We start from the raw sequence: 17188 nt of genomic DNA on the forward strand, positions 1-17188 counted from the left end.
TTAACGCCGCCAAAAGGCGGGGGTAAACAGCACCAATACCGTAAAAATTTCCAAGCGGCCCAGTAACATGGCCAGTACTAAGATCCATTTGGCAAGGCTTGGCAAGTCGCCATAGTGGCTACTGGCTTCACCGAGCGCAGGACCCAGGTTGTTCAGTGCAGAGCCAACGGTCGACCATGCCGTCACCTGATCGACGCCCGTCGCCATCACACCCACCAGCATCAAAAAGAACAGCATCACATAGGCAGAGAAAAATCCCCAGACGGCCTGCGCAATGCTATCAGGCACGCTCACTTTGCCGACCTTGACGGCAATCACCGCGTTGGGGTGGATCAGACGCATCACCTCGCGCATGCCCTGCTTCAAAATCAGAATGATACGGATGACCTTCATGCCCCCGGCGGTGGAGCCCGAGCAGCCGCCGACGAATGCCGCCACGAATAGCAAGAACGGCAGCGCCCCTGGCCAACCGGAAAAGTCCGCCACGGCAAAGCCCGCGGTCGTGGCCACCGAGACCACCTCGAAAAGCGCGTGCCGAAGACCAGTGATGCTCTCGTAGGTATCGGTGAGCCATAGGGTCACCACGGTGATGGTGGTGAGCCCGGCTAAAAACAGCATCAGAAAGCGCGCTTCGGGATCTTGGAAATAGTGCAGCAAGCGCTTTTCCCGCCAGGCAATGAAGTGCAGGCTAAAGCTGAAGGCGGAAATCAGCATGAAGGCCACGCAGATGAGTTCGATGGCGGCGCTATCGAAATAGCCAATGCTGGCATCGTAAGTAGAAAAGCCGCCAATGGCGACAGTGGAAAAGCTGTGCCCCAGGGCATCGAACCAGTTCATGCCCGCCAGCATGTAGGCAACCGTGCAGGCGAAGGTCAGCGTCGCGTAGATGTACCAAAGCGCTTTGGCGGTTTCGGTGATGCGTGGTGTGAGCTTGGAGTCCTTGAGCGGGCCAGGGATCTCGGTGCGATAGAGCGCCATACCGCCGACGCCCAGGGTGGGCAAAATGGCCACGGCCAATACCACGATCCCCATGCCGCCCAGCCACTGGAGCTGCTGGCGGTAGTAAAGAATCGACTCAGGCAAGAAATCGATGCCGGTGATCACCGTGGCTCCAGTAGTGGTCAGGCCGGAGAACGACTCGAACACCGCGTCGGTCATGCTTAGCGCATCTTCGCCAAACAGCATCAGCGGCAGCGAGCCGAACAGCGCCAGCACGGTCCAGAACATGGCGGCGATGATGAACCCGTCGCGGATGCGCAGCTCTTTATGGGCACGGCGGTTGGGCAGATAGAGCAGCAGCCCCGTCATGACGGTAATTCCAATACCGCTCATGAAGGCATGCCAAACGCCGTCACGAAACCAGAGCGACATGAGCATGGGAGGGAGCATCGTTAGGCTGAAGAGCATCAGCAGCAGGCCCAAAATTCGTAAAATGACCCGCAAACTCATCGTGCTGTTCGCCCCGGTTGTGGCTGTGTCATCACGCTGGCACGCTCCTTAGAAAAACGTTAGCCCGACTTGGAACAGACGCTCCACGTCGCGAATACGCCGCTTGTCGATCACGAACAGAATCACGTGGTCGCCGCTCTCCACCTTCACATCGCCGTGGGCAATCAGCACCTCTTTGCCGCGTACGATGGCGCCGATGGTGGTGCCCTCGGGCAGGTCGATATCGGCGATGGTGCGGCCCACGACTTTCGACGACTGCTTATCGCCGTGGGCGATGGCCTCGATCGCCTCTGCCGCGCCCCGGCGCAGCGAGTGTACGTTGACGATATCGCCCCGGCGTACGTGGGTCAGCAGGCTGCCGATGGTGGCCTGTTGGGGGGAGATGGCGATGTCGATATCGCCACCCTGCACCAAATCCACGTAGGCCGCGTTGTTGATCAGCGTGAGGACCTTCTTCGCCCCCAGCCGTTTGGCCAGCAGCGACGACATGATGTTCACTTCGTCGTCGTTGGTCAGCGCGCAGAAGATATCGCAGTCTTCGATGTTTTCCTCTTCCAACAGCCGCTTGCTGGTGGCGCTGCCGTGAAGCACCACGGTGCGATCCAGCCGCTCGGAGAGCGTGGTGCAGCGCTCCAGGCTGTGCTCGATGATCTTGACCTGATGGCTGTGCTCCAAGTGCTCCGCCAAGCGTTCGCCGATATTGCCGCCTCCGGCGATGACGACCCGGCGGAAGTCCCGCTCTACCTTGCGCAGCTCGCTCATCACCGCGCGGATATCTCGCCGGGCGGCGAGAAAAAACACCTCGTCGTCGGCTTCGATGATGGTGTCGCCCCGGGGGATGATCGGTCGGTTGCGGCGGTAGATCGCCGCGACACGGGTTTCCACGTTGGGCATGTGCTTGCCCAGAAAGGCCAAATCCTGGCCCACCAATGGACCGCCGTAGAAGGCTTTCACCGCCACCAGCTGTACCAACCCGCCGGCAAACTCCAGCACCTGCAGCGCGCCGGGATGCTCGATCAAGCGGCGCACGTGGTCGGTCACCACCTGCTCGGGACTGATCAGCACGTCGATGGGAATGGCTTCGTGGGCGAACAGCCCTTTACGGGTGAGGTAGGCGGTGGAGCGGACCCGGGCAATTTTGGTGGGGGTGCGAAACAGCGTGTGGGCCACCTGACAGGCGATCATATTGATCTCGTCGGTGTTGGTCACCGCGATCAGCATATCGGCGTCTTCGCAGCCTGCCTGGCGCAGCACGATCGGGTAGGAGCCTGCGCCGGTCACCGTGCGGATATCCAGCTTGGTGTGCAGCTCGCGCAGTTTTGCGCCGTCGGTATCGACGACGGTGATGTCGTTCTCCTCGCGGGCAAGGTGCTCCGCAAGGGTGCCGCCGACTTGGCCGGCGCCGAGAATGATGATTTTCATCGCTAAGCATCGGTTCCGTTATGAGCGCCAACGTTTTATCAGCACGCAGTGTGCGCTGCAACAAAGACGGCGGCCAGTGTAAACCAGCCGCCGTCGAAAAGCAGGTAGGGATTATTCCAGCGTGAAGCCGACTTTGATCGTGACCTGCCAGTGTGCCACGCGGCCATCCTCGATGTGCCCACGCGTGTCGGTGACTTCAAGCCAGCGCATATTGCGAACGCTTTCGGCGGCTTTGGTCAGGGCATTCTGCACGGCGTCCTCGATTCCTTTTTCGGATGAACCGGTTAGCTCGATATGTTTATAGGTATGATGACTCATGCTGTCTCCTTGCGTGTCATGAAAAGGCGGCCTAGTGCTTAGGCCTTGCGCTTCTCTAGTCTGGCATAAAAAAAGCCATCGTGACTGTTCACGGCAGGAAACAGCTGGCGGCCCGTGCCGCTTTGCTCACCCCAGGCCACGTCATGGGGCGTGGTGGCATGGGCGTCCGGGGTGCGGTCTAAAAACGCATCGATTTGTGCGGCGTTCTCTTCGGGCAGCACCGAACAGGTAGCGTAGAGTAGGGTCCCACCTGGGCGTAGCAGTGGCCATAGATTATCCAGCAGCCGTTGCTGGAGCTTGGCGAGCTGGCGAATGTCCTCTTTACGGCGTAGCGCTTTGATGTCCGGATGGCGACGAATCACGCCGGTGCCGGAGCAGGGGGCATCCAGCAAAATGGCATCAAAGGGCGTGCCGCTCCACCAGTCGCGGGTGGTGGCATCGGCATGTTTTAGTTCGGCACTGAGCCCTAAACGGCCGAGCGTGTCGTCGACTTTTGCCAGCCGCTGGTTGTCGCTATCCAGCGCGGTCAGGGAAATGTCGAACTGCTCTAGCAAGTGAGCGGTTTTGCCGCCAGGGGCGCAGCAGGCGTCCAGTACATGGGCGCCGGGACGTGGCGCGAGAGCCGGGCCCAGCAGCGCGGCGCAGAGCTGTGCCGCCTCGTCCTGCACGCTGACGTGGCCCTGTTCGAAGCCAGGCAGCGTCGAGACATCGCAAGGGTGAGTCAGCGTGATGCCATCGGGGGCATGGAGGCAGAGGTGGCCATCCAAGCCCTGCTCGGTGAGTCGCTGCAGGTACGCTTCACGATCATTGTGGCGCTGGTTGACGCGCAGCGTCATCGGCCCCGGTTCGTTGTTGGCCTCGGCAATGACACGCCACTGCTCGGGCCAGGCGCTGCGCAGCTTGCCGAGCAGCCACTGGGGGTGTTCCAAGGCCACGCTCTCATCACGGTCCACTTCGGCCTGCAGCGCATCGGCCTCGCGCTGCAGTCGGCGCAGGCAACCGTTGAGCACGCGAGTTGCCCACTCTTTGTCCAGCAGGCGTGCGGCCCCGGCGGTTTCCCCCACGGCGGCGTGGGCAGGTGTGCGCATGTAGAGCAGTTGATAGATACCGATCAGCAGCAGCGCCTGGATATCGGCGTCACGCTTTTTGAAGGGCTGCTTCAGCAGGCGGCTGGCCAACGCTTGCAGTCGCGGCAAACGTCGGCAGGTGCCGTAACAGAGTTCTTTGAGCAGCGCGCGGTCTCTGGCAATGACGCTGTGCTCATCGAGCCCGGCCAGGGAGCCTTTATCGGTGAGAATCGGCACCAGGCTTCTGGCCGCCGCCGCGCGCACGTCCAGGCCGCTACCGCCTTTGGTGGGTCGCTCGCTCATGGGTGCGCTCCTTGCGAGGCTGGCTGTGAAGGCTGTCCAAGGCGAACACCCTCGCTCAAGGGCGTTTGGCGGGCATTCAAAAGATCACGCACTGCCATGGCTTTGCCGCCGGGCAGCTGGGCACGGCTAACGCACAGCACTTCCTGGCCCTGGGCACCGCAGGCAATGCGCAGGTGTTCGTCGCCATGTGCCAACAGCGTACCGGGGGCGACGGGCGACTGCTCACCGGGCTCTACGCTGGCCATCAACAGCCGCAGACGATCGTTCCCCAGGGTGCACCAAGCCACCGGCCAAGGGTTGAAGGCGCGGATTTTACGCGCCAGCTGCTCGGCGGGCTGGCTAAAGTCGAGCTCGGCCTCGGCTTTACTAAGTTTGGCGGCGTAGGTCACGCCCTCGTCGGGCTGCGGCGTGGCCTCCAGGCTTCCGCTGTCCAGCTGATCGAGTACGGTCACCAATGCATTGGCGCCTTGAATGGCCAGCCGATCATGGAGGTCGCCGCCCGTGGTGCGTGCGGTGATCGGGGTGCGCACGTCGTAGAGCATGGCGCCGGTATCCAGCCCCGCGTCCATCTGCATGATGGTGACGCCGGAGGCGCTATCACCCGCTTCGATGGCGCGCTGAATCGGCGCCGCGCCGCGCCAGCGGGGCAGCAGCGAGGCGTGGACGTTGATACAGCCTAACCGCGGCGTATCCAGCACCGCCTGGGGCAGCAGCAGCCCATAGGCGACCACCACCATCACATCGGCATTCAGCGCCGCCAGTTCGGCTTGCGCATCGGCGTCTTTCAAGCTGACGGGTTGGACCACCGGCAGCCCGTGCGCTTGTGCCAGCTGTTTGACCGGGCTGGGCGTGAGCTTGCGGCCACGTCCAGCGGGACGGTCGGGTTGGGTGTAAACCGCCACCACTTCATGTTCGCTGTCGAGAACGGCAGCAAGGCTGGAGGCGGCGAAGTCTGGCGTGCCAGCAAAAACAACGCGTAACGGTGACATGGTGGAGAGCCCCTAGGAGAAGAGAGAAAGTGCCATCTATGAAACGCACAAAGGCCGAGAGGCAGCGCTATCGTGCAGGCATTCAGCCTGTGAGTCAGCGTGTCAGCTCGGCCAGTGGCCAGGTGATGAGGTGCCGATTAGGCGTCGTTCATCAGCCTGTGGCGCTTCTGCATTTTTTTCATCACTCGGTCGCGCTTGAGCGGAGAGAGGTAATCCACGAACAGGACACCTTCTAAATGATCGAGTTCATGTTGAATGCAGTGGGCCAGCAAGCCGTCCGCTTCCAACTCGTAGGGCTCTCCGTTACGGTCCAGCGCGTTGAGCGTCACTTTCAGGTAGCGCGGTACTTCGGCATAGTACTCAGGGATCGACAAGCAGCCCTCGGAGAGCGGCTCTTTGGCATCACCGATGGGCTCGTAGCGCGGGTTGATCAGCACCAGCGGCTGGGAGTTATCGTCGCTGACATCCATGACGACCACGCGGCGATGGACATCGACTTGCGTTGCAGCAAGGCCGATGCCGCGTGCGTCGTACATGGTCTCCAACATATCGTCGACGAGCTGGCGGACCTCGTCGTCAACGGTTTCCACCGGTACCGCCTTAGTGCGCAGGCGCTCGTCGGGGAATTCGAGAATAGGAAGTTTGGCCATGGCGTTACAATCACCGTTATGCTGAGTCTTTAAGATGAGTTAGCGGCGAACCTGTGTCAGCGCGCCTAACTACTTTACTATGGGCCACTATATCATGCTGATGGCGTTCCTGGGCACGCGCGACACCGTGTGGCCCTCTTCCTCTGCTTTACCAACGACTGCCTGGAGAGAACCGGATGGCGGCCCGAAAGCCTCTTTATTATAGCGTCTTTGGCGTGCTCTTAACGTGGGTGCTGTTGTCCAGCCAAGCTGTTTTAGCTCTGGAAGGCTTACGTCACGATGCGCCGCAGCGCTACGAGGTAGTGCCTGGCGATACCCTATGGGATATCTCGGCCCGCTACCTCCACTCCCCGTGGCAGTGGCCGTCGCTGTGGCGGTCGAATCCACAGGTGCGCAATCCACACCTCATTTATCCTGGCGACGTGCTGCTGCTGGGCAGCTGCGAAGGCCAGCCTTGCGTCACGTTGGAGCGTGGTCAGAGCATCGTCAAACTCTCCCCGCAAATGCGCACCGTGCCAGAGCGTGAGGCCATTACTCCCATCCCGATGGAAGTGGTCCGCGCGTTTTTGCGCGAGCATCGCGTGGTCGAGCCAGGCGAGCCCCTGCAGGAACTCGCCTACGTGGTAGGCGGCGACAACCAGCGTCTGATTAGCGGGGCAGGCGATAGGTTGTACGTGCGTGGAGAGCTGCCGGAGCGCGCGAGCTTAGGCATTTATCGACCCGGCGAGCCCTACATCGCCGCCGATGGCACACGGTTGGGCGATGAGCTGATCAATATTGGCGAAGCGCGCTACGTCAGCAGCGAGGGCGATATCGCCCGGGTCGAGGTGCTCAGTGCTTATCAGGAAGTACGTAACAACGACATTCTGCTGCCCCTAGAGGATCGTGAGCTGAGCGCGTCGTTCGAGCCCCGCGCACCGTTGAATGACGTCTCTGGACAGATCGTTGCAGTACCGGGCGGGGTGCGTTTTATTGGGCGCCTACAGATCGTTGCGCTGGACTTAGGCACCCAGGATGGCCTGCAGCCGGGGCACGTCCTGCGTGTCGACCAGCAGGGCGAGCTCGTCACCGATCCTCGCACCCAAGAGCTGCTGCGCTTACCTGACACTGAAGCGGGGCTGGTGATGGTTTTTCGACCTTACGATCACATGAGTTTCGCTCTGGTCATGCAGGCGTCACGGGTATTGGCCGTCGGGGATCGCGTGCGTTCGCCCACGCGCTAACGAACGAATCATCCGTTACAAGAGGGAACAGCGATGGATGCCAAGGAGTGGCTGGCAGTGCATGCACTGCCTGGGATGGGCGCAACGCGCATTGCACAACTGGTGGCGCGGCAGCCATCGTGGCCGCAAGGCTGGTTGGCGGCGTTGCCCAGTAGTGCCGCCAATGCGTTACGCCTGTGGCTCGCTCACCCGACGCGCAGCCCTTTGCAACACGCGGTGGACGACACCTTGACCTGGCTGCAAGGCGCGCCTCATCGTCATCTACTACACCGCGATCATCCCGATTGGCCTGAGTTACTCGATCAGCTTCCAGACCCACCGGTGGTACTGTGGGCGCAGGGGGATTTACGTGCCCTGAGCGCCCCGGGCATTGCCATGGTCGGTACCCGCCGGCCCACGTCGGAGGGCGGTCGCAATGCACAAGCGTTTGCCCGCGAATTGGCTGGGCGCGGCTGGTGTGTGGTGAGCGGTATGGCCTTGGGGGTCGATGGCATTGCCCAGCGTGCCGCGCTGGAGGCGGGTGGCACCTCCATTGCCGTGCTGGGAAGCGGTATCGACGTCATTTACCCCGCACGCCATCGGGATCTTTATGAACAGCTCAGCACCCAGGCCGGCGGTTTGGTGCTGTCCGAACACCCGCCGGGCACGACGGCTCGTCCGGTCTTTTTTCCCCGCCGTAATCGTATCGTCACTGGACTATCGCTTGGCACTCTGGTGGTCGAAGCCACCGAAAAAAGCGGTTCGCTGGTCAGCGCCCGCCTTGCCCTGGAGCAAGGGCGCGAGCTTTTTGCGTTGCCGGGCTCGGTGCATAACGTGCAAGCCCGTGGCTGCCTGCAACTCCTGCGTAGCGGGGCCACGCTGGTGCGCCATGTGGACGACATGCTCGAAGAATTGCAGCAATGGGCGCCCCACTACCTGCACGAAGAGGCGGCTGTCGGTGCCAAGCCGGTCTCCCACGGCACCGACAGCCCTTCGCCTATCACCGGCGACCCGCTGCTCGATGCACTGGGCACTTCGCCAACGCCGATCGATCTGCTGGTGCAAACCACCGGTCTCTCGGTCAGTGATTGCCAACAGCGGCTGTTAATGCTTGAGCTCGAAGGTCAGGCGACGCAGCAGGCAGGTGGCTGGGTGAGAGTGACGGCCCCGTGGTAAGATGCAGTCACCTTTGTTCGATTGGCTGAGAGCTTATCAGGAGCGTCTATGAAACCGGCGGTTGACGTGAAAGCGGCGGTAGCTGCGCTGCGTAAAGGCGGTGTGATTGCCTGCCCCACCGAAGCGGTGTGGGGGTTGAGCTGTGACCCCGATAATGACGAAGCGCTGGCGCATCTCATGCGTATGAAGGAGCGCGACCCGGCCAAGGGCGTGATTTTGGTGGCGGCGACCATTCAGCAGTTTCAGCCCTGGCTCAATCAGCTACCGTTAGCGTTACATGCGCCGCTGGCCGCCAGTTGGCCCGGTCCCCATACGTGGTTGGTGCCCGATAACGGCAGGAGCCACGGCCTGGTGCGCGGCGCTCATCAAAGCGTGGCGCTACGCGTCACCGACCATCCGCTGATGAAAGCGCTGTGCGAGGCGTTTGGTGGTCCGCTCGTTTCCACCTCGGCCAACCGAGCCGGTGACCCGCCTGCCATGAGCGCAGAAGAGGTCGCCACCATTTTTGGCGAAGACGTCGCAGCTATCGTGGCGGGCGAATTGGGCGGCAATGCCAAACCCAGCACCATCCGCGATTTAGTGACCGGCAAAGTGATGCGTGACTAGCCGCTCGGCTTCGTCACACTGTCAGCGATTCACGATTCACGATTCACGATTCACGATTCACGATTCACGATTCACCTCACCAGGAGTCAACGTGGCCCACGAGCACCTAGACGACGTCAAAGCGTATCTACTCGATCTTCAGGAGCGCCTATGTGAAGGGCTTGCCGCCGCTGACGGACGGGCCGCGTTCAAAGAGGATAGTTGGCAGCGAGAAGAGGGGGGCGGAGGGCGCTCGCGGGTGATGGAGTCGGGCGCTGTTTTCGAAAAAGGCGGCGTCAACTTTTCCCATGTGTACGGTGCACAATTGCCGCCCTCTGCCACCGCCGCACGGCCGGAGCTGGCCGGACGCAGTTTTCACGCGGTCGGCGTCTCTTGGGTCATGCACCCGGAGAACCCCAACGTACCCACCAGCCACGGCAACGTGCGCTTTTTCATTGCCGAAAAAGAGGGCGAGCCACCGGTGTGGTGGTTTGGCGGGGGCTTCGACCTGACCCCCTACTATCCCGTGTTCGAGGACGTAGTGCACTGGCATCAGGTCGCACGCGACGCCTGCGCGCCCTTTGGAGAGGGTGTTTATGAGCGCTACAAAGCGTGGTGCGACGACTACTTTTACCTCAAGCACCGCGACGAGACTCGCGGGGTGGGTGGCCTATTCTTCGACGACCTGAACGAGGGCAGCTTCGAAGAGTGTTTTGCCTTCCAGCGCGCGGTAGGCGATAGCTTTCTGGACGCTTACCTCCCCATCGTCGAGCGCCGGAAACAGGACGCATGGGGCCAGCCGGAGCGGGAGTTCCAGCTCTATCGGCGTGGCCGCTACGTCGAATTCAACCTGGTGTGGGACCGAGGCACGCTGTTTGGCTTGCAAAGCGGCGGACGCACGGAATCGATTTTGATGTCCATGCCGCCGCTGGCCCGCTGGGAGTACGCCTTCACGCCTGAGGCAGGTAGCCGTGAAGCCGTGCTGCACGACTATCTGGTGCCCCGCGATTGGCTGACCGAAGCCGCCCAGCAGCGCCATGCCTAAGGAGTGTCGATGAGCGACCGTTACTGCGTGTTTGGTAATCCGATCAAACACTCGAAATCACCGCTGATTCACGGTGAGTTCGCCCGTCAAACCCAGCAGCCCATGACGTACACGGCGGAACTGGCGCCTGAGGATGGTTTTACAGACGCATGGCGAGCTTTCGTGTCGGGCGGTGGCCGGGGTGCCAACGTGACCGTACCGTTCAAAGGCGATGCTTTTGCGCTTTGCGATACGTTGAGCTATCGCGCCAAGCGCGCCCAAGCGGTCAATACGCTGATCGTGGGGGGTAACGGGCGCACCTACGGTGATACGACCGATGGTATTGGATTGGTGCGTGATTTGGCCTATCACCGCGTCCCTCTGGCGGGTAAGCGCGTGCTGGTGCTCGGCGCTGGGGGTGCCGTGCGTGGCATTTTAGAGCCACTGCTGGCCGAAAAACCCAGCGAGGTGGTCGTCGCCAACCGGACCGTGGCAAAAGCCGAGCAGTTGGCGGAGGCGTTCGTGGATCTGGGGCGTATTCATGGCGGTGGCTTTGCGTCGGTAGAGGGGCCGTTCGATGTGGTCATTAACGGCACCAGTGCCAGCCTGTCAGGCGAGCTGCCGCCGCTACCGGAGACACTGTTTGGCGAAGGTGCCTGGGCCTACGACATGATGTACGGCGCCGAGCCGACGGTGTTTCTTCAGTGGGCAGGACCGCGCGGCGCAAAGCTGCTGGATGGTTTGGGTATGCTGGTCGAGCAGGCGGCCGAGTCGTTCTTTGCATGGCGCAACGTGAGACCCGAAACGGCCAGCGTACGCACGCTGCTACGTCAATCGCTCAATTATTGAGCAGGGCGATGGGGGCGAGTGCCCCCATCGTGTCGTCGTGACCTAACGCGATTTGGTATAAAACCCCACCATGCACATCACCAGCCCCACCACGGATAGCAGCATGCCGCCGTTGACCAGCAGTGGTGAACGCTCGAGCCACGACACGAAAGGCTGCGGCGTGTCATAGCATGCACCATCCAGATAGTTCCAATAGCCACCATCGAGCTGACAAGCGCGGACGTCCCCCAACTCCCAAAAATAGACGCCCAGTAGCACCAGAATTGGTAGCACTAATAGCAGTAAACCCAATCGGATCATCGAAAACCTCTAAGTGGTGCTACGGGCGTGGGCAGTTGGGCGTGCGGCCGCTGCTGCGCGCCTGCTCGTAGGTGGCCAGCGCTTGATCCATGTTGGCTTGCAGGCCTTGAATCCGCTGGCCTTGACTCGGGTGGGTCGACATCCAGGCGGGAGGCGCGCCGCCGCCCGATGCGGCCTGCATGTTCTCCCATAGCGTGACGCTTTCGCGCGGATCGAACCCCGCCTGCGCCATGAGCTGTAAGCCAATCACATCGGCCTCGCTCTCATGACGTCGGGAGAACGGCAGCGCGATCCCGTATTCGGCACCCAAGCCGAGCACGCCCATGAGCTGCTGGCCTGCCGGGGTCTGCATCCCCGAGGTGCTGGAAATGACCGAGAGACCCAGCGACGTGGCACTTTGGGTGGAGGCGCGCTCGTTGGCATGACGCGCGAGCACGTGGCCGATTTCATGGCCGACGACCGAGGCGAGCTGGTCCTGCGTGGTGGCAATATCCAACATGCCGGTGTTGACGCCCATGTAGCCGCCCGGGAGGGCGAAGGCATTCGGCTGTTCGGATTCGAAGACACGAATTTGCCAATCGAGGTTACGCTGTTCGTTGGGGAGAACGTCGACGATCGCATTGGTGATGCACTGCACGTAGCGGTGGCTCGCCTGGCCAGCGGTCGGAATGTTTTGCTGATATTCGGCGAAGGCCTGCTGGCCCATTTGATTCAGCTGATCATCGGAGAGCAGCAACAGCTGTGAGCGGCCGGTGGGTGAGGTCGAGCAGGCTGCGATCGAGGCGCACAGCGCCGTCACCGCTAATGGGCGAAGCCAACGCATAGACAGTTTCCTTATAGACGAGTAGGTATCCTTGCACACAAGATAACCACTGACCGTGGTAAATCAACCCCTATCATAACGCACTCTGAGGATGACGATGGATGCCGAATTAAGCCAACGCCTGGCGCGATTACTCGATCATGTCGACCACTGGCTGCCACCCGCACCTGTCCCGGTCGAGTGGGAAAAACACGTGGCGGCCATTTGGCAACGCCACCCGCTGGGTGGGCGGTTGGTGCCCGTGCCGCCAAGAGACACGATGACGCTGGACGACCTGCTCGGTATCGAGCGGCAAAAGCTGGCGTTGGTCGATAATACGCGCGCCTTTTTACAAGGGCTACCTGCCAACCATGCGCTGCTGTGGGGCTCCCGTGGAAGCGGAAAATCATCGGTGATACGCGCACTGCTCAACTCGCTGGCCACAGAGGGGTTACGGCTGATCCAGGTTGACCGACATGATTTGTCGAGTCTTCCGCTGCTAGTGGAACAGCTTCGACATCAGCCGCAACGCTTCGTGGTGTACTGTGACGATCTCTCCTTCGAGGGTAACGATGACGCGTATAAGGCGCTCAAGAGCGTGCTAGACGGCGCGCTGACCGGGCCACCGGATAACGTATTGCTCTATGCGACCTCGAATCGTCGCCATCTGTTGCCGGAGTCCATGGACGATAACAGCGGTTCACGGCTGGTCGGCGAGGAGTTGCATCATGGCGACGCGGTGGAGGAGAAAATTTCGCTGTCGGATCGGTTCGGCCTATGGCTGGGTTTCCACCCTTTCAGCCAAGCGACCTATTTGGAGGTATGCGAACACTGGGTGGGGCGTATCGGCACGTCCCAGGACTGGGACGATGCGGCACGGGCAGAGGCGATTCGCTTTGCCACGCTGCGCGGAGGGCGAAGCGGCCGCACGGCGTGGCAATTTGCGGCCCAGTACGTGGGCCGCAAACGGCTGCATGAGCGCGGTGAGTAACGCGCTTGGCAAGACTCAGCGTTGAGGAATGAGCTGCCCGTCGTCACCGACGTTCAGGCGAATCGTCGGAGTGAGCAGGCCTGACGGCAGTGTCATGCCCAATCCGCGCAAATCGCCAGGAGTAATGGCCAGTTCGCTGCCTGCGGGCAGTTCCCCTTGGCTTGCGAGCTGGCGAGCTAACGTCAACATCGGCGTCATTTGCTGACGGTCGGCGGCGAGAATATCGAACGCCACCGGCAGGCGCAGATTGGCGTCCTCGCCAGAGGTGAGGGTAACGTTCTGCTGATAGTTGCCCTGCACTGGGTCCACGCCAGGCATGTCCAGCGTCCAGCGAAAGCCTGACATCTCGACCGGCGGCATGCCAATGGGTAAGCCAAGCCCCATCGCCAGCGTGGCCTGCACCGGTAGACTGCCTGTGCCCAGGCTAGAGGCCAGCAGGCTCGAAAGGTCGCTGGTGTCCAGCCCGGCATTGACACTATAGGGGCCAATACGCACGTCTTCGATACCGAGCGAGGTGACCGCCAAGCGAAAGGCAAACAACCCTGTTTGTGGCAGCGCCAAACAGCCTGTCAACAGGCTGGCTAACAGCAGTAACACCAGGCCGCGTCCGCGACGAGAAACAACGTGCATGTGACTCCCTCCTGAGAAGGACAAGGGTGAATGAGCTAAGGGTAGGTAAGGTGAGTAGCGATGAAGCTGGACCAGAAAAGCGCCGCTATTTGAGGGTGGGCGAGGGTTTCTGTCAAGCAGATTTGTCACTAATGGCACAATAAAAACGCCCGCTGCGACAGCAGCGGGCGTGAAGACACGAAGCCGCGTTTAGCGGCGGCTTTTGCGTGCCTCTTTGGTACGGTTGAGCTCGCGCTTTCTGGCTTTCTCTTTGTCGCTGGCCCCCGCCATAGGGTCATAGGGGTTGTCGCCGGAACGAAACTCGAAGCGCATCGGCGTACCGCGCACCTTCAACACTTTACGAAAGGTGTTGGTGAGATAGCGGCGGTATGCTTCGGGCAGCGACGACGTTTGGTTGCCGTGTACCACGATGATCGGCGGATTGCTGCCGCCCTGGTGCGCCATACGCAGCTTGATGCGGCGGCCGTTGACCATGGGGGGCGGATGCTGGCTGACCGCATCCTGCAGCAACGTGGTCAGGCGGTTGGTCGACCAGTGCGCGTTGGCAGCGTTGAACGCCCGTTCGATAGAAGGGTAGAGATCGCCCACCGCCGTGCCATGCAGCGCGGAAATGAAGTGCAGCTCGGCGTAATCAGCAAAGCCCAGACGGCGCTTGATATCGGCGCGCATCTTCTCTTTGGCGTCGCTCTCTAGGCCGTCCCACTTGTTGACGGCCAGTACCAGCGCACGGCCCGTGGTGAGCACGTAATCCAGCAGGTGCAGATCCTGTTCGACGAGACCACTGCGGGCATCCAGCACCATCACCGCCACGTGGCTCTCTTTGATCGCATCCAGTGTTTTGATGATCGAGAACTTCTCAGCGATTTCACGCACGTTCTTGCGTCGCCGAATACCTGCGGTATCGATCAGCACGTAGGGTTTTCCGTTGCGCTCGAAGGGGATTTCGATGGCGTCGCGGGTGGTGCCCGCTTCATCGAACACCACCACCCGCTCTTCGCCTAGCAGACGGTTGACCAGCGTCGACTTGCCCACGTTCGGGCGGCCGATGACCCCGATACGAATACCTTTGGTTCCCGTGTCGGCCGGGATGCTAGCATCCCGCTCAGGGAAGGGCTCGAGCACCGTATCGATCAGCAGTGACACGTTGCGGCCATGGGCAGCCGCAATCGGCCAGGGATCGCCCAGACCCAACGTCCAGAAGTCGGCCATGGCCGAGTGCTCTTCCAAACCGTCGGTCTTGTTGACCACCAGCCAGGTTTTTTTCTGATTGACGCGCAGATGATTGGCGATGGCTTCGTCCGCGACGTTCAGTCCGGCGCGGGCATCGACCAGGAACAGCACGATATCGGCTTCGTCGATGGCCGCCAGCGACTGCTCGGCCATCGCAGCATCGATGCCTTCTTCGTCACCGCTGATACCGCCGGTATCGATGACGGTGTACGCCTTTCCACCCAGCATGCCGTTACCGTATTTACGGTCACGGGTCAGGCCAGGGAAGTCTGCCACTAGCGCATCGCGCGAGCGGGTCAGACGGTTGAACAGCGTCGATTTACCCACATTGGGGCGACCGACTAATGCAATGACGGGTGTCATGGAGTGACTTCCAGGGTTTCCAGGCGACCATTGTTGGCCTGGACATGAATGGTGCTGCCTTCCGTGACCGGGCGCACGCTGATGCCCGAATCATCGATTCGGGTGCGGCCGACCAGATTGCCATCGCGGGCGTCGATCAGATGGACATAGCCCTCGAAATCGCCCACGACGATACGGCCATCGGCAAAGGCGGGAGCGGTGAGCCAGCGGTCTTCGAGATCGTCGTTACGCCAGATCTCCTGGCCGCTATTGGCGTCGAGTGCCACGAGATGGCTATCGTCGCTGACTACGAACAGGACATTACCGACTAGAATCGGTGTATGGCGGCTGGAGAGGCTGGTTTCCCATAGCACGCCGCCACGGGTGGCTTCCAGTGCGGCAACCCGGCCGTTGTAGCTAGTCACGAACAGACGGCCATCCGGACTGAGCACTGGCTGGCCCGCTAGGTCTACCAGTCGCTCGACATCGCTACGTCCGCGTGGGGTGGCAATCTGCATATCCCATAGCGCTTGGCCGCTACGGTTATCGAGCGTGGCCAGACGCCCGTTGGCTAGGCCCACGAAGGTGACCGGGTCGATGACCATTGGCGTGCCGGTACCACGCAGCGTCAAGGCAGGCTGCGAGCTGGTATACACCCAGCGCTCTTCGCCGCTAGCGCGATCCAGGGCCGTGATCTGGCCGTCCACGCTCTGAACCAGCAACAATTGTTGATTGGCCTGCGGAGCCGCCAGCACTTCGCTGGAGACCCGCGAGCGCCAAGTAACGCTGCCGTCGCGTTGGTCGAGGGCAATCACCTCACCGTTGCGGGTACCGAGATAGACGTGACCTGCAATGGCGCTCAGCGCGCTGGAAATCGGGCTATCCAGCTCGACTTCCCACTCACGCGCGCCGCTGTCGGCATTGAACGCGGCGACCAAACCGTTGGCATCCGCTGCGAAGAGCGTATTGCCTTCACGCGACGGGGCGATGGGGTAGCGGGCACGACCAAAGCCATCGCCGACGCGGCGGTCCCACACGCTATCCAGCGACGAGGTTTCATCGAAGCTGCGCAGCTCTTTGGGAGTAAAGGCAGGTTGGCCTTTGCTGGCACAACCCGCTAGCAGCGCTAGCGCGAGGGCTCCCAGGGTGGTGCGCATCAGATGTTTGGAAAAGAGCGGTTTAGACGGGTGAGTCGTCATCACTGTGTCGCCTCCTCGGCGCCGAGATCGTCGAGCTTGAACTGTACGCCGTACAGCGGCTGGTTCTGGTTTTGGGCGATGGACTGCGCAGTTTGCCACGCTTCGCGCGCTTGCTCGGGCTGGTTCTGTGCGAAGAACGCATCGCCCCGCACATTGGCTTGTTGAGCCGCCAGTGCATCGGAAATGGGCTGGTCGAGCAGCGCGAGCGCGGCTTCTGGATTGCCCTGCGCGACCTCGATGCGCGCTAGGCGCAGCCACGCCACACTTTGCACATAGCGGCGCGATGAGTGGCTGGCGACGTCTTGCAGTGCCTGCTTGGCCGTGGACAGATCGCCTTGCTCGACGGCAAGACGAGCCTCCAAGAGCTGTGCCAGTTCGGCATACAGCGTGTTGCCGTAGTCGTCGGTGAGCTCATCGATCAGCGTCTGTGCTTCGCTTAGCTGGTCGTCTTCCAAGGTCGTGCCAGCCGTCATATTGATGAGCTGCTGATAACGGGCAGAGGCGGCTTCCGCTTTACCTTCTTGGTAGTTTTGCCATGCGTTCCACCCAAAGACACCCGCCGCCGCGAGTACGGCACCAGCGATCAGCGAGGTACCGTTCTCTTTCCACCAGCGTTTGACGACTTCTAGCTGCTCTTCTTCGCTTCTCAGCTCCGCCACG

The 17188-nt window shown here is 61.4% G+C and carries 18 protein-coding genes; 6 read left to right on the forward strand and 12 right to left on the reverse strand.

Annotated elements, in window-relative coordinates:
* The 6 genes from MHM85_RS06870 to def form a co-directional block, all read right to left on the reverse strand.
* The gene (locus MHM85_RS06870) at positions 1 to 1449 is read right to left on the reverse strand and encodes a TrkH family potassium uptake protein (protein ID WP_139528406.1); all 1449 of its coding nucleotides are present in this window, start codon (positions 1447 to 1449) and stop codon (positions 1 to 3) included.
* Positions 1450 to 1497: 48 nt separating this feature from the next.
* Positions 1498 to 2871 carry a Trk system potassium transporter TrkA gene (gene trkA / locus MHM85_RS06875; protein ID WP_219862816.1) on the reverse strand — a complete coding sequence of 458 codons (1374 nt, stop codon included), beginning with the start codon at positions 2869 to 2871 and terminating at the stop codon, positions 1498 to 1500.
* Between the two features lie 111 nt (positions 2872 to 2982).
* Positions 2983 to 3189 (reverse strand): dodecin, encoded by a 207-nt coding sequence (locus MHM85_RS06880; RefSeq protein WP_044628944.1) that lies wholly within the window; start codon positions 3187 to 3189, stop codon positions 2983 to 2985.
* Positions 3190 to 3227: 38 nt separating this feature from the next.
* Entirely contained in the window at positions 3228 to 4559 is a 1332-nt protein-coding gene (gene rsmB / locus MHM85_RS06885) for a 16S rRNA (cytosine(967)-C(5))-methyltransferase RsmB (RefSeq protein WP_219862818.1), read from the reverse strand.
* Entirely contained in the window at positions 4556 to 5548 is a 993-nt protein-coding gene (gene fmt, locus MHM85_RS06890; protein ID WP_219862821.1) for a methionyl-tRNA formyltransferase, read from the reverse strand. The genes rsmB and fmt overlap by 4 nt, the downstream gene beginning before the upstream one ends.
* Positions 5549 to 5685: 137 nt before the next feature.
* On the reverse strand, positions 5686 to 6198 hold the full coding sequence (def, locus tag MHM85_RS06895; RefSeq protein WP_219862823.1) for a peptide deformylase: 513 nt from the start codon (positions 6196 to 6198) through the stop codon (positions 5686 to 5688).
* A gap of 176 nt (positions 6199 to 6374) precedes the next feature.
* Here def and MHM85_RS06900 point away from each other — a divergent pair, with 176 nt between their 5' ends.
* The 5 genes from MHM85_RS06900 (at position 6375) to aroE (ending at position 11034) form a co-directional block, all read left to right on the forward strand.
* Positions 6375 to 7421, forward strand: a complete 1047-nt coding sequence (locus MHM85_RS06900) for a LysM domain-containing protein (protein WP_139525038.1) — start codon at positions 6375 to 6377, stop codon at positions 7419 to 7421.
* 33 nt (positions 7422 to 7454) lie between these two features.
* Positions 7455 to 8576: a DNA-processing protein DprA gene (gene dprA / locus MHM85_RS06905; protein WP_219862825.1), complete on the forward strand. Its 1122-nt coding sequence runs from the start codon at positions 7455 to 7457 to the stop codon at positions 8574 to 8576.
* Positions 8577 to 8624: 48 nt separating this feature from the next.
* Entirely contained in the window at positions 8625 to 9182 is a 558-nt protein-coding gene (locus MHM85_RS06910) for a Sua5/YciO/YrdC/YwlC family protein (protein WP_219862828.1), read from the forward strand.
* Positions 9183 to 9273: 91 nt separating this feature from the next.
* Complete coding sequence (hemF, locus tag MHM85_RS06915; RefSeq protein ID WP_219862830.1) at positions 9274 to 10206, forward strand: oxygen-dependent coproporphyrinogen oxidase; 933 nt, start codon at positions 9274 to 9276, stop codon at positions 10204 to 10206.
* Positions 10207 to 10215: 9 nt separating this feature from the next.
* Positions 10216 to 11034 carry a shikimate dehydrogenase gene (gene aroE, locus MHM85_RS06920; RefSeq protein WP_219862832.1) on the forward strand — a complete coding sequence of 273 codons (819 nt, stop codon included), beginning with the start codon at positions 10216 to 10218 and terminating at the stop codon, positions 11032 to 11034.
* A 42-nt stretch (positions 11035 to 11076) separates the two neighbouring features.
* Here the strand turns inward: aroE and MHM85_RS06925 are convergent, their stop codons facing one another.
* The gene (locus MHM85_RS06925) at positions 11077 to 11334 is read right to left on the reverse strand and encodes a hypothetical protein (RefSeq protein ID WP_139525043.1); all 258 of its coding nucleotides are present in this window, start codon (positions 11332 to 11334) and stop codon (positions 11077 to 11079) included.
* Between the two features lie 19 nt (positions 11335 to 11353).
* The gene (locus tag MHM85_RS06930; RefSeq protein ID WP_139525044.1) at positions 11354 to 12157 is read right to left on the reverse strand and encodes a M48 family metallopeptidase; all 804 of its coding nucleotides are present in this window, start codon (positions 12155 to 12157) and stop codon (positions 11354 to 11356) included.
* A gap of 97 nt (positions 12158 to 12254) precedes the next feature.
* Between MHM85_RS06930 and MHM85_RS06935 the strand changes: the two genes are divergently transcribed.
* Complete coding sequence (locus MHM85_RS06935; protein WP_219862834.1) at positions 12255 to 13127, forward strand: ATP-binding protein; 873 nt, start codon at positions 12255 to 12257, stop codon at positions 13125 to 13127.
* Positions 13128 to 13142: 15 nt separating this feature from the next.
* Here MHM85_RS06935 and MHM85_RS06940 read toward each other — a convergent pair whose 3' ends face one another.
* The 4 genes from MHM85_RS06940 to MHM85_RS06955 all read right to left on the reverse strand — a co-directional run bounded on the left by MHM85_RS06940 (position 13143) and on the right by MHM85_RS06955 (position 17187).
* Complete coding sequence (locus MHM85_RS06940) at positions 13143 to 13757, reverse strand: hypothetical protein (protein ID WP_239285319.1); 615 nt, start codon at positions 13755 to 13757, stop codon at positions 13143 to 13145.
* Between the two features lie 189 nt (positions 13758 to 13946).
* Positions 13947 to 15350: a ribosome biogenesis GTPase Der gene (gene der, locus MHM85_RS06945; protein WP_239285317.1), complete on the reverse strand. Its 1404-nt coding sequence runs from the start codon at positions 15348 to 15350 to the stop codon at positions 13947 to 13949.
* Positions 15347 to 16528 carry an outer membrane protein assembly factor BamB gene (bamB, locus tag MHM85_RS06950; protein ID WP_219862837.1) on the reverse strand — a complete coding sequence of 394 codons (1182 nt, stop codon included), beginning with the start codon at positions 16526 to 16528 and terminating at the stop codon, positions 15347 to 15349. Before bamB ends, der begins: the two co-directional genes overlap by 4 nt.
* Positions 16528 to 17187, reverse strand: a complete 660-nt coding sequence (locus tag MHM85_RS06955; RefSeq protein WP_219862839.1) for a tetratricopeptide repeat protein — start codon at positions 17185 to 17187, stop codon at positions 16528 to 16530. The genes bamB and MHM85_RS06955 overlap by 1 nt, the downstream gene beginning before the upstream one ends.
* Position 17188 lies beyond the last annotated feature (1 nt).

Origin of the sequence: Halomonas sp. McD50-4, from assembly GCF_022348135.1 — a bacterium.
Taxonomy (GTDB): domain Bacteria; phylum Pseudomonadota; class Gammaproteobacteria; order Pseudomonadales; family Halomonadaceae; genus Vreelandella; species Vreelandella piezotolerans.

What these genes read in the sequence shown, in the direction of transcription:
- MHM85_RS06910 (WP_219862828.1), top strand. Translation starts at nt 8,625, where the DNA reads ATGAAACCGGCGGTTGACGTGAAAGCGGCGGTAGCTGCGCTGCGTAAA.
- MHM85_RS06940 (WP_239285319.1), bottom strand. Translation starts at nt 13,757, where the DNA reads ATGCACGTTGTTTCTCGTCGCGGACGCGGCCTGGTGTTACTGCTGTTA.
- MHM85_RS06935 (WP_219862834.1), top strand. Translation starts at nt 12,255, where the DNA reads ATGGATGCCGAATTAAGCCAACGCCTGGCGCGATTACTCGATCATGTC.
- MHM85_RS06880 (WP_044628944.1), bottom strand. Translation starts at nt 3,189, where the DNA reads ATGAGTCATCATACCTATAAACATATCGAGCTAACCGGTTCATCCGAA.
- MHM85_RS06870 (WP_139528406.1), bottom strand. Translation starts at nt 1,449, where the DNA reads ATGAGTTTGCGGGTCATTTTACGAATTTTGGGCCTGCTGCTGATGCTC.
- fmt (WP_219862821.1), bottom strand. Translation starts at nt 5,548, where the DNA reads ATGTCACCGTTACGCGTTGTTTTTGCTGGCACGCCAGACTTCGCCGCC.
- der (WP_239285317.1), bottom strand. Translation starts at nt 15,350, where the DNA reads ATGACACCCGTCATTGCATTAGTCGGTCGCCCCAATGTGGGTAAATCG.
- MHM85_RS06900 (WP_139525038.1), top strand. Translation starts at nt 6,375, where the DNA reads ATGGCGGCCCGAAAGCCTCTTTATTATAGCGTCTTTGGCGTGCTCTTA.
- bamB (WP_219862837.1), bottom strand. Translation starts at nt 16,528, where the DNA reads ATGACGACTCACCCGTCTAAACCGCTCTTTTCCAAACATCTGATGCGC.
- trkA (WP_219862816.1), bottom strand. Translation starts at nt 2,871, where the DNA reads ATGAAAATCATCATTCTCGGCGCCGGCCAAGTCGGCGGCACCCTTGCG.
- MHM85_RS06925 (WP_139525043.1), bottom strand. Translation starts at nt 11,334, where the DNA reads ATGATCCGATTGGGTTTACTGCTATTAGTGCTACCAATTCTGGTGCTA.
- dprA (WP_219862825.1), top strand. Translation starts at nt 7,455, where the DNA reads ATGGATGCCAAGGAGTGGCTGGCAGTGCATGCACTGCCTGGGATGGGC.
- def (WP_219862823.1), bottom strand. Translation starts at nt 6,198, where the DNA reads ATGGCCAAACTTCCTATTCTCGAATTCCCCGACGAGCGCCTGCGCACT.
- aroE (WP_219862832.1), top strand. Translation starts at nt 10,216, where the DNA reads ATGAGCGACCGTTACTGCGTGTTTGGTAATCCGATCAAACACTCGAAA.
- MHM85_RS06930 (WP_139525044.1), bottom strand. Translation starts at nt 12,157, where the DNA reads ATGCGTTGGCTTCGCCCATTAGCGGTGACGGCGCTGTGCGCCTCGATC.
- rsmB (WP_219862818.1), bottom strand. Translation starts at nt 4,559, where the DNA reads ATGAGCGAGCGACCCACCAAAGGCGGTAGCGGCCTGGACGTGCGCGCG.